Origin of the sequence: Vibrio misgurnus (assembly GCF_029635775.1) — a bacterium.
Classification (GTDB): Bacteria; Pseudomonadota; Gammaproteobacteria; order Enterobacterales; family Vibrionaceae; genus Vibrio; species Vibrio chanodichtyis.
Genome location: NZ_CP113241.1, coordinates 2409526 through 2423523 on the forward strand (window position 1 = coordinate 2409526; position 13998 = coordinate 2423523).

16 protein-coding genes are annotated in these 13998 nt (G+C 47.8%); 7 read left to right on the forward strand and 9 right to left on the reverse strand.

What is annotated here, in order from left to right; translation table 11 throughout:
- Positions 1 to 133: 133 nt before the first annotated feature.
- The 4 genes from OOK74_RS11060 to OOK74_RS11075 all read right to left on the reverse strand — a co-directional run bounded on the left by OOK74_RS11060 (position 134) and on the right by OOK74_RS11075 (position 2624).
- Complete coding sequence (locus tag OOK74_RS11060; protein ID WP_278182807.1) at positions 134 to 622, reverse strand: DUF2489 domain-containing protein; 489 nt, start codon at positions 620 to 622, stop codon at positions 134 to 136.
- A 9-nt stretch (positions 623 to 631) separates the two neighbouring features.
- On the reverse strand, positions 632 to 1174 hold the full coding sequence (gene yihI, locus OOK74_RS11065; protein ID WP_278182808.1) for a Der GTPase-activating protein YihI: 543 nt from the start codon (positions 1172 to 1174) through the stop codon (positions 632 to 634).
- Positions 1174 to 1812: a class I SAM-dependent methyltransferase gene (locus tag OOK74_RS11070; RefSeq protein WP_274723334.1), complete on the reverse strand. Its 639-nt coding sequence runs from the start codon at positions 1810 to 1812 to the stop codon at positions 1174 to 1176. The genes yihI and OOK74_RS11070 overlap by 1 nt, the downstream gene beginning before the upstream one ends.
- A gap of 194 nt (positions 1813 to 2006) precedes the next feature.
- Positions 2007 to 2624, reverse strand: coding sequence for a c-type cytochrome (locus OOK74_RS11075; protein WP_274723335.1), 618 nt, complete (start codon positions 2622 to 2624; stop codon positions 2007 to 2009).
- Positions 2625 to 2775: 151 nt separating this feature from the next.
- Between OOK74_RS11075 and yihA the strand changes: the two genes are divergently transcribed.
- Positions 2776 to 3435: a ribosome biogenesis GTP-binding protein YihA/YsxC gene (gene yihA, locus OOK74_RS11080; protein ID WP_274723336.1), complete on the forward strand. Its 660-nt coding sequence runs from the start codon at positions 2776 to 2778 to the stop codon at positions 3433 to 3435.
- A gap of 61 nt (positions 3436 to 3496) precedes the next feature.
- A complete protein-coding gene (locus OOK74_RS11085; protein ID WP_278182809.1) occupies positions 3497 to 3718 on the forward strand; it encodes a hypothetical protein in 222 nt (73 codons plus the stop codon).
- A 240-nt stretch (positions 3719 to 3958) separates the two neighbouring features.
- Here OOK74_RS11085 and spfP read toward each other — a convergent pair whose 3' ends face one another.
- The 4 genes from spfP to hemB form a co-directional block, all read right to left on the reverse strand.
- The gene (gene spfP / locus OOK74_RS15150) at positions 3959 to 4006 is read right to left on the reverse strand and encodes a small protein SpfP (protein ID WP_438356636.1); all 48 of its coding nucleotides are present in this window, start codon (positions 4004 to 4006) and stop codon (positions 3959 to 3961) included.
- Between the two features lie 193 nt (positions 4007 to 4199).
- Positions 4200 to 6995 carry a DNA polymerase I gene (gene polA / locus OOK74_RS11090; RefSeq protein WP_278182810.1) on the reverse strand — a complete coding sequence of 932 codons (2796 nt, stop codon included), beginning with the start codon at positions 6993 to 6995 and terminating at the stop codon, positions 4200 to 4202.
- Positions 6996 to 7669: 674 nt separating this feature from the next.
- Positions 7670 to 8107 (reverse strand): GNAT family N-acetyltransferase, encoded by a 438-nt coding sequence (locus OOK74_RS11095; protein WP_277207306.1) that lies wholly within the window; start codon positions 8105 to 8107, stop codon positions 7670 to 7672.
- 178 nt (positions 8108 to 8285) lie between these two features.
- Entirely contained in the window at positions 8286 to 9329 is a 1044-nt protein-coding gene (hemB, locus tag OOK74_RS11100) for a porphobilinogen synthase (RefSeq protein ID WP_274723339.1), read from the reverse strand.
- Between the two features lie 177 nt (positions 9330 to 9506).
- On the opposite strand from hemB, the gene OOK74_RS11105 reads away from it, so the two are divergent.
- From OOK74_RS11105 to glpG, 3 genes are all read left to right on the forward strand, one after another.
- Entirely contained in the window at positions 9507 to 10274 is a 768-nt protein-coding gene (locus OOK74_RS11105; protein ID WP_278182811.1) for a TatD family hydrolase, read from the forward strand.
- Between the two features lie 479 nt (positions 10275 to 10753).
- Entirely contained in the window at positions 10754 to 11074 is a 321-nt protein-coding gene (gene glpE / locus OOK74_RS11110; RefSeq protein ID WP_277207312.1) for a thiosulfate sulfurtransferase GlpE, read from the forward strand.
- Between the two features lie 5 nt (positions 11075 to 11079).
- A complete protein-coding gene (gene glpG / locus OOK74_RS11115) occupies positions 11080 to 11907 on the forward strand; it encodes a rhomboid family intramembrane serine protease GlpG (RefSeq protein WP_278182812.1) in 828 nt (275 codons plus the stop codon).
- Between the two features lie 70 nt (positions 11908 to 11977).
- Here the strand turns inward: glpG and OOK74_RS11120 are convergent, their stop codons facing one another.
- On the reverse strand, positions 11978 to 12391 hold the full coding sequence (locus OOK74_RS11120) for a flagellar basal body-associated protein FliL (RefSeq protein WP_278182813.1): 414 nt from the start codon (positions 12389 to 12391) through the stop codon (positions 11978 to 11980).
- Positions 12392 to 12594: 203 nt separating this feature from the next.
- On the opposite strand from OOK74_RS11120, the gene OOK74_RS11125 reads away from it, so the two are divergent.
- Positions 12595 to 13137, forward strand: coding sequence for a chorismate lyase (locus OOK74_RS11125; protein WP_278182814.1), 543 nt, complete (start codon positions 12595 to 12597; stop codon positions 13135 to 13137).
- Positions 13134 to 13994 (forward strand): 4-hydroxybenzoate octaprenyltransferase, encoded by an 861-nt coding sequence (ubiA, locus tag OOK74_RS11130; RefSeq protein WP_278182815.1) that lies wholly within the window; start codon positions 13134 to 13136, stop codon positions 13992 to 13994. Before OOK74_RS11125 ends, ubiA begins: the two co-directional genes overlap by 4 nt.
- The last annotated feature ends 4 nt before the right edge of the window (positions 13995 to 13998 follow it).

Here is a 13998-nt window from a genome sequence, read left to right on the forward strand (position 1 = left end):
AACGTTCCGTTTTGCTCAATGGTTGGCCGATTATTGTGCCACACGACCTCGCTCGACGCCGGGTGACACAATAAGATTTGCTAACAAAATATCCGATTCTGCTAGCGCGATCACTCACCCTTTAGGGTTAGTTTCACACCATCTGCACCAAGATTTGTTTATTCAGCGGCTGAATGCGCTGTTTGAGAGCGCCAAGCTCTGCGATGATCGCATCCTGCAAACGACTTTCCGCCTTTTTACGCACCAGATTGTGTTGCATCCGCTGAGGCTTGGGCAACTGCTGACGCGCTTCGCCGCGTGGCATCTCTTTGACCAAATGATACAGCTCACTCAGCGCCGGATAATCTTGTTCAACATCAACTCGCGATTCGCCTTGCAGGTAAGTCATCAAGCTGTAAATCCGGATGCTGACTTCCGACAAATCACACTGACCTTGCATTCCGGCAGAGCAGAGAATCGCCACACTGTCAAAAATGTTGGCATTACGCTTGTCAATCGCGAGCTGTTGATGTTGGCGCTGCAGAGTTTGCTGTACCTTCACCTGCCATAGCAAATAAGCTGCGTAACTGGCGAGCGCCACTACAATTGCGCCCGCGACGCTAACCAGTAGCATTGCGTTCATCAGCGCTCCTTAGTCTTGGTATTTATCAACGTCCAACTGTTCAAACTCGGCCAGCAGATCATCTTCCGTTTTATGCTTTTTGCTTGGTTGCACAACCGGAGCGGGAGCGGGCTCATCATCGAGTAGGCCGAGTTGATCCATCAGCATTTCAATCCGATCGAGTTTCTCATCCACGTATTTCTGCAAACCAGTACCCAATTTTTCACCATTATCAAGCCGGTCAAGCAGTACGTTAAGTTGTGGATCTTTTTCTAATAATGCCAGCTCTTGCTCTGCCGCCAATTTGCGCTCTTGCTTATTGAGCTTTTTCGGTGCTTGCACAATCAATGGAATTTTTTTCTGGCTGCCTAAACGTGGATCGCGCTGCTGCGCCGCTTGACGCATTTGGCTTGCACTGCCTTCAGAATGGCGGCTACCAGACTTTAAGCCTTTACGTTTTTTCATTTTTTTACGCAGGCGGCTTTCCAATTCGGATTCGCTGCGTGTACGCATTACCACCAGTTGATCGTTACTGTTGGTACCCGGTTTTCTCGATTTCTTTGAACGGCTCATTACTGGGCTTTCCTCAGTAAAATTACATCATTACCAATAAATTCAAGTTCGAGCTTATCCCGCTCGGCCAGATACTGAAACGTGGCACGACTAAAAAAGATCACATGGGTGAGATCATTTTTATAGTGCCAACCAGCAAATGCGTCTAAGTCTTTGACCATTTTCGTCATCAGACCAATCCAGCCGCCTGGCTTAACTAAATTTAACCATTGCTGCCACACGCGGTGCGGATCATGCAGATGCTCAATCACCTCGGTCGCAGTCATAAAATCATATTGGCGGTGCAACACCGCCGTATCAGGATGATAGAAAATGTCGTACAGCGCGATACGATGGCCGGCCTCTTCTAACATCAAGGATAAGGTTGGACCTGGGCCACAGCCAAAATCTAACCCTTCCGATTGGGGAGGGACTCGCTCCAGCATTGGCGCGGCAACTCGTGACAAAAAACGCCGATAACCTAAATCGGTTGGCGTATTCTGATGTAAATCATAGAAGCTTTTTTCACGCTCGGCACTTAATCGCTGCGCAGGATCGACATACACCAGCGCACACTGTTGACATTGAAAATAGCGGCGCTGCGGATCGCTAAAATAAGCTTGGCTGTTTTCACTGTGACATAACGGGCATGAATGCATGCTGACCTCCTCCAACGGGATGCGCAACATACCAGAAACTGCCCATAGAGTGGAGTATAAAAGGCGATTTTCTCATCAACCTAACCAAAAAACACCGCATACACTCGCCGAATAAGTCGCTCGCGACCACTTAACCGGCAAAAGTGACCGACCTTATTTTTGACTGGCGCGACTCAATCGGCGCTAGATGCGGATCAGTGCAAGCCACCAACGTATTGCGACAGAGTATCGATATCCGCATCGGTCAGTTTATGTGCAATGTCACGCATCATCTCATTCATATCATTACTGCGTGTGCTGGCACGAAATTTCTGTAACTGAGCCTTAATATAGTCGGCGTGTTGCCCTGAAATTTTTGGAAACCCAGAGAGCTCACTGCCATTGCCACGCGGACCATGACACGCGATACAAGCCGTTAAACTGCGTGACGCATCACCGGCGCTATACAGCACTCGGCCTTGCTCGACTACCTCTGGCGGCGTAGTGTTCGATGAAATGGGTAAAGAAGAGAAATAAGCGGCTAAATCAGCGATATCTTGCTCGCTCAGCGGCATCGCCATCGCACTCATCACCGGATCGTAGCGACCTTGTTGGCCGCCACTGCTTGCCCCAAGCTTGAGATCGGTAAGTTGTTTATGCAGGTATTTTTGATGCTGGCCCGCCAATTTGGGATAGTTGGCGAGTTGGCTATTACCATCACTACCATGACAAGCGGCACAGGTGATCGATTTCGCTTTACCCGCTTCGATATCCGCTTGAGCCCACACCGAGCCGCTGGCGAAAACCATTATAATGAGGGCTAATTTATTCATGACATTCCATTTATAATTATCAAGCTTCCAATACCACTCAGGGCCACCTCTCATGGTATAATCGGCGACCACATGCCAAGCACAGTTATTTTACACAATTTCACAAAAAAGTAATTAATCGACTACACAAAGTCGAGATGGAGTTAACATAGTGAGCGTAAAAATTCATTACCAAAACACGCATTTCATTACCAGTGCGCCAGATATTCGCCATCTTCCTGAAGATGAAGGTATCGAAATTGCGTTTGCAGGACGCTCGAATGCTGGTAAGTCAAGTTCCCTCAATCGCCTGACCAATCAGAAAAACTTGGCGAAAACCAGTAAAACTCCAGGTCGGACTCAGTTGATTAACCTGTTTAAAGTCACTGAAGGTTGCCATATCGTTGATTTACCGGGCTATGGTTTTGCACAAGTTCCGCTAGAGATGAAACTCAAATGGCAACGAGCGCTGGGTGAATATTTGCAAAAACGCCGCTGCCTAAAAGGCCTAGTGGTGCTGATGGATATTCGCCATCCAATGAAAGATCTCGATCAGCAACTGATCGTCTGGGCCATTGAGTGCGGCATTCCAGTGCAAGTGATGCTGACCAAAGCCGATAAACTGAAAAGTGGCGCACGCAAAGCGCAAGTGCAGAAAGTGCGTGAAGATGCAGCTAAATTAGGTGGCGATGTGCAGGTCGATGCTTTCTCGTCATTAAATGGAATTGGGGTCGATGTACTGCGCGCCAAACTCGATCAATGGTACGCGCCGATGTTGGCGGCTCTAGCGCCTATGCCGCAAGATGAGCCTTGTGCGCCAAGCGAACAATAAGTTAACCAACTGATGATTAACCTCGCCATCGCGAGGTTTTTTATCTCGGCAAGATTAGATTTTGATCGCGATCGGTCTGGCACCAGACACCAGCGATAACCACGCCATCACCCAGACTCGCAAGCGAAAAATAAAGTCCCCACCAGCTTGGTGGGGCAACGGGAGAGAAAACAGTCGTTATTATTATCTGCCAAGCATTCCGCAAAAATCTGCGTTTTTCAAGTCAGCATCCATCGAATTAAAACCAGCATTCAAAAAAAATAATCTTATTGATATTCAATAGATTGAATTAAAATCAGGGTAATCATCGTGTTTTTAGCGACTTGATTTCTATTTAGAAATAATCAAAGTGTGAATGGTGTTTAATTACACAATCGACCGGAGATGATGGCCTCGCCAGCGCTTAACCCAAGATTGCAGAGCACGCCAAATGCCGCCGTAAAGCCAGCCAGCTAGGGGCTATAAAAGTTAAATTGCGCTCAATAAAAAACGCCCCAGTCAAATGGTGACTGGGGCGGCTGAATCAGCCTAATCCAATAACGTGAAACAAAAGGTCTGAAAGATAGAACATCTTACCTCTGTACCCTACGCGAGTTAATGTACAACAATTGATCAGGATTGAAAATATTTTTTGTAGTTAATTTTCATGAATTTTTCATTAAGCAACATAACAATCTGAACTCAGTATGATTTTTTCAGTACAAAAAAAAGCCAGCGAACTGGCGCTGGCTGAGATAATCGCTATTTTTTGCTGATAGTTTAAGCTAGTGGGCTTGATCCCAGTTATCGCCATGCCCAGCATCGGCAACGAGAGGCACATCCAGATCCGCCGCCGCTTCCATCAATTGTTGTACTTTACTTTCAATTTCGGATAAAGATGACTCTTCAACCTCAAACACCAATTCATCGTGCACTTGCATCAGTAATTTGACCCGCCCAGCGCCTTGTTGCTCAATCCACTCAGCAACTAACAACATGGCTTTTTTAATGATGTCAGCGGCGGTGCCTTGCATCGGGGCATTGATCGCCGCACGCTCAGCTGCTTTCCGCCGCATGGCATTACGTGAAGTAATTTCTGGCAGGTGTAAACGGCGACCAAAAATGGTTTCGACATAACCCTGCTCTGCCGCGCGGCGACGCGTCTCTTCCATATACTGCATCACACCCGGATAACGTTCGAAATATTTATCCATATACTGCTGTGCTTCACTGCGTGCAATGCCCAGTTGTTTCGCCAACCCAAAGGCGCTCATTCCGTAAATCAAACCAAAGTTGACCGCTTTGGCGCGGCGGCGCTGCTCGCTGCTCACTTGATCAATCGGCACGCCAATGATTTCCGCTGCGGTGGCAGCATGAATATCTAGCCCAGAGCGGAACGCGTTGAGTAACGCTTGATCGCCCGACAGATGTGCCATGATGCGCAGCTCGATTTGCGAGTAGTCAACCGCCATGATTTTCCAACCATGGGGAGCAACAAACGCTTGGCGAATACGGCGTCCTTGTTCATTGCGCACGGGAATATTTTGTAAATTGGGATCCGTCGAAGAAAGACGCCCGGTCGCGGTCACCGCTTGATGGTAGGAAGTATGCACGCGCCCAGTACTTGGGTTGATCATCTTCGGCAGCTTATCGGTATAGGTCGATTTGAGCTTGGCCAAACCGCGGTACTCAATCAGCACTTTCGGCAGTGGGTAATCGAGCGCCAACTCTTGCAGCACCTCTTCATTGGTAGAAGGGGTACCGGACGGCGTTTTTTGCAGCACAGGCAACTTCATCTGTTCAAATAAGATGGTTTGCAGTTGCTTGGGTGAGCTGAGGTTGAATGGCTGACCAGCCAATTGATACGCTTGTTGTTCTAACTCATCGAGACGTAGTGCAATTTCTTGTGATTGAGCGCTGAGCAACATCTCATCAATCATCACCCCAGTGCGCTCAATGCGTGACAATACTGGCACCAACGGCATTTCGATGTCACGGTACACTTGTGAGAGTTTACTGTCTTGGTCAATCAGTTGGCTGATCCGCTGGTGTAAACGCAAGGTCACATCGGCATCTTCCGCTGCATATTGCGCGGCTTCTGGTAAAGCAATTTGATTAAAGGTGAGTTGGTTCTTGCCTTTACCCGCCACCTGTTCAAACGAGATACAGCTGTGCTGTAAAAAGCGCAGCGCTAAACTATCCATATCATGTTTGCCGCCCACGCTGTTATACACGTAGGATTGCAACATAGTATCGTGGTGAATACCGCGCAGCTCAACGCCGTAACGAGCCATCACACTCGCATCGTATTTGAGGTTTTGGCCAACTTTGGCTTTATTAGCATCTTCGAGCAACGGTTTAAGCTGAGCGATCACCCAAGCGCGATCCAACTGCTGCGGCGCATCCAGATAATCGTGCGCGACAGGTAGATAAGCCGCCTCACCTTCTGCGACCGCAAACGACATCCCCACTAAGTTGGCTACCATATAATCAAGGCTGTCGGTTTCGGTATCAAAAGCAAACAGCTCGGCTTGTTGTAACTTTGCTAGCCAATGCTGGAAATCTTGCTCATTGAGGATGGTTTGATACTGGCTACGGTCGATGTGTGCCGCTGGACTTTCAACCAACGCCGCCGCACCGCTTGGCGCACTGACACTCGCCGCTCGGTTTTGCTCATCGGCAACAACGATCCCTGTGCCACCATCAAGCAGCTCACTCAACCAAGCTTTAAAGGCCATTTGTCCATAAAGAGCGATCAAGGCATCACGATCTGGCGTTTGCTTTAGCAGAGTTTGCGCAGATTCCTCAAGCTCGACATCACATTTGATGGTCGCCAGTTGATAAGAGAGCTCGGCATTGTCACGGTTTTCTTGCAGTTTTTGCGCCATGGTTTTTGAACCGCGAAAACCTAATCCGGCAATCTGATCTAAGTTGGCATACAGGGCCTCTAAACCACCAATGCCTTGTAAAAGCGCGGTCGCCGTTTTATCCCCCACCCCAGGCACACCGGGAATGTTATCGACTTTGTCGCCCATCAGCGCGAGGTAATCAATGATCAATTCTGGTGGAATGCCAAATTTTTCAATCACGCCATCACGATCCAGCACTACATTGGTCATAGTGTTGATCAGGGTGACGTTATCATCCACCAGTTGCGCCATATCTTTATCGCCAGTACTGATCAACACTGGCATCCCCGCTTGTGAGGCTTGTCGAGCTAACGTGCCGATCACATCATCTGCCTCAACGCCTTCAATCGCGATCAGTGGTAAGCCCATCGCACGAATCACTTGATGCAGGGGCTCAACCTGACAACGTAGCTCATCGGGCATCGGCGGACGATTGGCCTTATATTGGTCATACAAATCATCACGAAAGGTTTTACCTTTGGCATCAAAAATCACCGCCATGCGATCAGATGCAAACTGGCGCATCATACTGCGGATCATGTTTACCACCCCGTAAATGGCATTCGTTGGGATCTCACCATTACTCATGGTGCCAGGGTAAGCATGAAATGCACGATAGAGGTAAGAGGAACCGTCGATCAAAATCAGCGGATTGTCAGGTATACGAGCCATAGAAGGATTATCCAAACGTGAGTAAATGCGCCTAGGATGCCACGACTGCTGTTTGGATACCATTTTTGATTAATTCTGGGGATATTCTCGGTTGTACTCTCGCTGGACACACTGTGGATAAGTCTGTTTATAGAATTTTTCACACCGATTAAAATTCGAGAAAAACCGCGTGCAAATAAAACACAACTAAATGTTTTTAAACAATAAAAAAATGGATCAGCCACGCGAGAAATGATCTTTTTCAGATCGTCAATTGTGGAAAAGACACTCGCTGCCCTTTTGCTCATACCATTTCACACCAATAAACTACGGTGGATGATTGCCACTCAAACACTCATTTGTCCACTTGATGTGGGAGAAATAACCGAGGTCAGTGGATAACTAAATCGGCACGATGCAATAAAGAAAAAGCGACACCGGAAGATGTCGCCTAGCAAAGATGGTTAAAGCTAAATTGTAAATCCACTTTACCAATAAGCTAAAAATTACACTGGAAGCAATGTGAGCAATGTCGTGTCAAAAAGAACAGCTGCCAATTCGGTCGTTACATCACGCCACATCGATGCCTCGATTGTGGGTAACTTAACATCCTTGTGAACTGTTGCTAGCTCCCTAAGACATAGTTAATAATAATAGTTCTCATTTGATAGTCAATAGCTAAATGATAAGAGATCTCATTTATTTTTAAGCACTTTGCCAAAATGGATCCGACTTTCTAACACTGGCGATTTTTTTTCATAATCTTCAATTAGATAGTTATTTTTAATCAATAGACGCAACATCGCCGGAAACTGGTTACGCGATTTAACGGTGATGCGTTGATAACCTTGCTGCACTGCCCACGCTTCTTGCGCCTCCAATAAGCGCTGTGCCACGCCACAGCCTCGTGCCGCAGGATCAACACCACCAAACCAGCTATAAAAATTTTCACTATCGAGCGCGTAGCCAATTTTGAACCCAACTAATTGATCCTGTTGTTGCGCCACCAAGACTAAACTTGGCTTATCAGCCAACCTCGCTTGTAAGCTCTGCTCATTTTCAGACTGGGCAAATTCGCTGATTTTTGCCACGATTTGCACCACTTCCGCTAAAGTCCCTACCCTTACTAACATAATGTTCTCTTATATAGTCACCGCTGACACGGCAGTTGGCCGCAGGCAGTAAAAAGGCTGACTTGCGTCAGCCTGATGATCGGTCGCTTAAAACACCTATTTTAAATCAAAATCTGCCAGCAAAAGCGTTCAATACAGAGTGTAAATCAAGCCTCTGTGCATAACGGAATTTAAGCCTTTATTGTTTGGTAAGAGATTGTGCCGCTTGAGCATTCTCTTCGGCTAACCACTCCGCAACCTGCTTGGCAAAATAGGTCAAAATGCCATCGGCACCTGCGCGTTTAAAGCAGAGTAACGATTCCAACACCGTTTCACGCTCTTTCAACCAACCGTTGAGGATCGCCGCTTTATGCATCGCATACTCACCGGACACTTGGTAAGCAAAAGTCGGCACTTGCAGCTCAGTTTTGACTCGGCGCACCACATCCAAATAGGGCATGCCCGGCTTAACCATCACCATATCCGCACCTTCGCTGATATCGAGTGCAACTTCGTGCAAAGCTTCGTCCGAATTAGCCGGATCCATTTGGTAGTTTTTCTTGTTACCACCTTTTAAATTGGCCGATGAACCGACCGCATCACGGAAAGGACCATAGTAATTAGACGCATACTTGGCCGAATACGCCATGATTTGGGTATGGATATAGCCCGCCTCTTCCAAGGCCTGACGAATGCGCCCAATTCGGCCATCCATCATGTCAGAAGGCGCAATCACATCCGCTCCAGCCTGTGCATGGGACAATGCTTGTTTGATCAGCACTTCGGTGGTTTCATCATTGAGCACATAGCCTTGATCATCAATGATGCCGTCTTGGCCGTGGGTAGTAAAAGGATCCAACGCGACATCGGTGATCACACCGATTTGTGGTACATGCTCTTTCAAGGCACGCACCGCGCGCTGCACTAAACCCTCTGGATTATAGGCTTCTGTGGCACACAAGCTTTTAGCATCTTGATTGACCACCGGAAACAGCGCAATCGCTGGCACACCAAGATTGGCGAGGTATTGCGCTTCTTCAAGCATTAAATCAATCGACAAACGCTCGACGCCCGGCATCGAATCGACTTTCTCGCGACGATCTTTACCCATCAAAATAAACATCGGGTAAATCAGATCACTGACCGATAACTGGTTTTCTGCCACCAGACGACGGCTAAAATCATGTTTGCGCAGACGGCGCAAACGACGTCCGGGAAATTGACCTTGCATGGATACCGACACTCGACTCTCCTTCTTATGTTATCTGTGCCTCAAAAATCAGCCACAGAGGGAAGTGTTGGGCAAAATCATATCACTCTCTACCTCGCATGCCAGTGCTCGGCCAACAAAAAGCCAAAAATGACCTTGAGCTCACACTCACGTATACTCGCCACATCACCCAGCACTTGAGATGAAACCATGATTGATAGCCACGCCCACGTTTATGCCAGCGAATTTGATCACGATCGTGATGAGGTGATCGCCCGTGCGCGACAAGCCGGGGTGGAAAAAATTCTAATGCCGAATATCGATCTGGCCTCACTCGCCCCAATGCTCGCCACCGAACAGGCCTACCCTGATCTTTGCCATTCGATGCTCGGTTTACACCCTTGCTATGTCGATGCCAATGTACAGCAAACCTTAACGACCCTTTATCAGTGGTTTGCTCGCCACTCTTTTATTGCGGTTGGTGAAATTGGTATTGATCTGTATTGGGATAAAACCTTCCAAGCCGAGCAAGAAATGGCGTTTTTAACTCAACTCGGCTGGGCAAAAGAGTGGGATTTACCGGTGGTGATTCATACCCGTGATTCTCTAGCGCAAACCTTAGCGCTGCTCAAACAGGCACAAGATGGTCGCTTACGCGGCGTTTTTCACTGCTTTGGCGGCAGTGTCGAGGACGCAAAAGCGATCAATGATCTGGGTTTTAATCTCGGGATTGGCGGTGTAAGCACCTTTAAAAACAGCGGCATGGATCAAGTGATCCCACAGATCGATCTCAATTATGTAATTTTAGAAACAGACTGCCCTTATTTAGCACCCGCTCCGCACCGTGGTAAACGTAACGAACCGATGTTTACAGGTTTAATTGCCGAGAAAATTGCCCAGCTACGCGGGCTTAGCGTAACCGAGCTCAAGCAAATAACCACCGCCAACGCAAACTCGCTCTTTAATTTAACTCGATGAAACTTAGCCACCAGTCACCGACGGCAGATGCTCAATTTGGCCATATACTCGGTGACAAGTGGCCATGTGAATAACCCCACATCCTACTTTTTCAGATCGTGATATCGACAAACCAAAGCTTAAGCGCATGATCCCTCGATCCCTGCGCAGATGAAGATTGGGATCTTGTTGCGCAAATTATCTGTGGATAAGTCTGTGATGTATTTATTTATACCGTGTCATCAAACCGCCTATTTCAAGGCTTGGTTGGCCGAGATCGATTGGGGATACTTTTCTATTTACTCACAGAAAAATCAGGATCATCGCTACATATTGTGGATCAAAACTGATTAAACCACTTTATCAACGCAATCCACAGAATTACCCACAGGTGTGCTGATTTTAACCAGCCATCGATAACCTTACTGGTGACGAGTACTTGTTCAAGCTTGAATAGGTTACACTCAAACCATGATTTGTATGTTTATGAGAGCACGGCTATGTCTGCATTTTTACACATTGATGTTCAAGCCGCCCAAGCGATGCTTGAGCGCGGCCAAGCCCGACTGGTCGATATTCGCGATGGGCAATCTTTCCAACAGGCGCACGCGCAAAGTGCTTTTCATCTGACCAATCAATCGGTGATCCAATTAATGGCACAAGTGGAGTTTGAACAACCGATTTTAGTGATGTGTTACCACGGCAATAGTAGCCAAGGCGCGGCCCAATATCTGGTCAACCAAGGATTTGAACAAGTGTACAGCGTCGATGGCGGCTTTGAGGCTTGGCAACGCGCCAATCTCCCCATTGAAGCGAGTTAACCAGCATGCATCTACTGATCAGCTTACATAATCCGCGCGCCGCGCAAGCGTTTATTGATTACATGGCAGCCCAGCACATCGAAATCCAGATCACGCCAGTGGCCAACGGTCGGTTGACACTGTGGGTAACCCGCGAACAAGACTTTGCCGCTGCACAGGCAGAATTGCAGCTCTTTTTACACAATCCGACGGCGAAAAAATATCAAGCCGCTTCATGGCAACTTGCCAATCCACAACGCGCGCAATTTTCTTACGTATCACCTAATTTGTTCAGCCTGATTAAAGCGAAAGCCGGCGGCTTTACCTTATTGATCATGGCGCTGGGTCTGGTGATCTTTACCCTGCAAAACTTTGGCTCCGGTCAGGCAGTCTTTAACGCGCTGCACTTTCCAGCCCAAGCCAGCCAACAGTGGCAAGTTTGGCGCTGGGTCAGTCATGCGGTTCTGCATTTTTCCGTGCTGCACATTGCTTTCAATTTGCTATGGTGGTGGCAATTGGGGGGCGATATTGAGCAGCGTCTTGGCAGCTTAAAACTGATCAAACTGTTTGTGATCGCGGCCATCGTTTCCGGTACAGGACAATATTGGGTGGAAGGGGCCAACTTTGGTGGCCTATCTGGCGTCGTGTATGCCTTAGTCGGCTATTTGTGGGTTATTGGCCAACGTGCACCGCAACTGGGTTTATCAATACCTCGTCCACTGTTCGGCTTTATGTTGGCTTGGTTGGTGTTGGGATTTGTGCAACCTTTTCTCGCCATTGCCAACACGGCCCATTTAGCCGGATTAATCAGTGGCGTAGTAGTGGCATGGTTTGAGAGTCAACGCACGGCATAGGGTTAACTCTCAACCACCCACCGCAAAGTGCTTGCGAACAATCCAATCTAGCCAGTAAAACGGCGACTGGCTATTGGTAGATATACTTGGTAAACAGCAAATCGGCGATGATGGTGCGCCCAACTTCGGGTAATAAAATATTGTTCAAACGGCCCACCAACGACTTACGCAGATCTTCACGCCCGGCCAGAGATTTAATGGTATCTTCGGTTTGTTTACCGAGCAGCTCTACCACCGCATCACGGATCAAAGGTTGATGGCGATCGATAATCGGCAAATCCGCCGCATTGGCCACCATAATGTCAATCCGGACTTGGATATAACCTAATTTGTTGCCTTTAGTAAAAAAATTGGTGGTCAAATCTGGCTCTAAGGTGAAATAACCGAGTTGAGGGACGGTGTTGCTAGGCTGCTGCGCAACACTGGCAAAAGACAACATGCAGCTTAAAGCCAGCATAATTTGGATTAAGTAACGTTTTGGCATCTTAGTATCTGCTCTTTATTCTGTTCGCCATACTCGAACTTGCGGAGTCTTGTTACAATAGAGCATCCATTGCGTAAATAAAATGCTTTCCGTGTTCGAACTCTTTGATTTGGAATCAAAACCTGAGCTTTATTGTATACCCAAACCGCTCAGAGTTGCAGGTAGAAATGGATTTCAGATCAAGCGTCACATTGAATAAGAATATGAATCAAATAACTTCGCTCTATTTAGCCACACTCAAACAAGCGATCTGGCAGCCACCGGATCATATTGAGTTTCCAAGTCATTTAGCCAAACAGTGGCTGCTTGAAGCCGGCTCATTATCACGTCGTATGGCCAATTCTTGTCATCAGTTGACGGTTGAAGTGCTAAATAACCAAATCATGCCGGCAACCTCACTGCAATCGGATGAACGGACATTACTGGCACACGAACAATACTTGCTGCGTCAAGTCGTGATTAGCGGTGACCAACAACCTTGGGTATTGGGGCATAGCATCATCCCGCATTCTTCGCTACATCATCCGGAGTTTGATTTATCTCAGCAAGGTGACACGCCGCTCGGCTTAACTCTGTTTAGTGCTGAGCATGTTGAACGAGATGAATTGCAAGTGACTTGGCTCACCACGCCATCGGGGCCACTGTTAGCTCGACGTTCTCGTTTAGCAATCAATCACAAACCGATGCTGGTGAGCGAAGTGTTTCTCGCCAGCGCACCGATTTACGCTAAGGAGAGCGTGTTATGAACCAAGCGAAAGCCCGTGCATATTGGCAATTGATGCGAATGGATCGCCCGATTGGCTCACTATTGCTGCTATGGCCAACCTTGTGGGCGCTCTTTTTGGCGGCTGAAGGCTTACCGGATATTCGAGTGCTGAGCGTATTTGTCTGCGGGGTATTTTTAATGCGCTCTGCGGGCTGTGTGATCAATGACTACGCCGATCGTCATGTCGATGGCTATGTACAACGCACCCGCCAGCGGCCACTACCCGCAGGATTAGTCACCGCTAAGCAAGCGTTATGGCTGTTTGCCTTACTGGTGGTGAGTGCTTTTGGCTTAGTGTTAACCATGAATAGCCTGACGATCCAACTCTCGTGCATCGGTCTGCTCTTGGCTTTTATCTACCCATTTATGAAACGCTATACCCATCTGCCTCAGCTAGTGCTTGGCTTAGCGTTCAGTTGGTCGATTCCAATGGCCTGGGCAGCGCAAGCCAATACCCTGCCCGCCTCGGTCTGGGTGCTGTTTACGATCAATGTGCTGTGGACCATTGCTTACGATACACAATACGCGATGGTCGATAGAGAGGACGATATCAAAATTGGCATCAAATCGACGGCGATCTTATTTGGGCGTTGGGATAAACGCATCATCGGCTTACTGCAGCTAGCCAGCTTAGGGTTACTGGTTGCTTTAGGCCAAGCGCTGACACTCAGCTCTTACTATTACTGGGGGGTGCTGATCGCCGCGGGGCTGTTTGTCTATCAACAACATCTGATCCGTTACCGTGAGCGCGGCGCGTGCTTTCAAGCTTTTTTAAATAATAACTATGTGGGCATGGCGATCACGCTCGGCCTGTTACTCAGCGTCATCTATCCGTAATCCA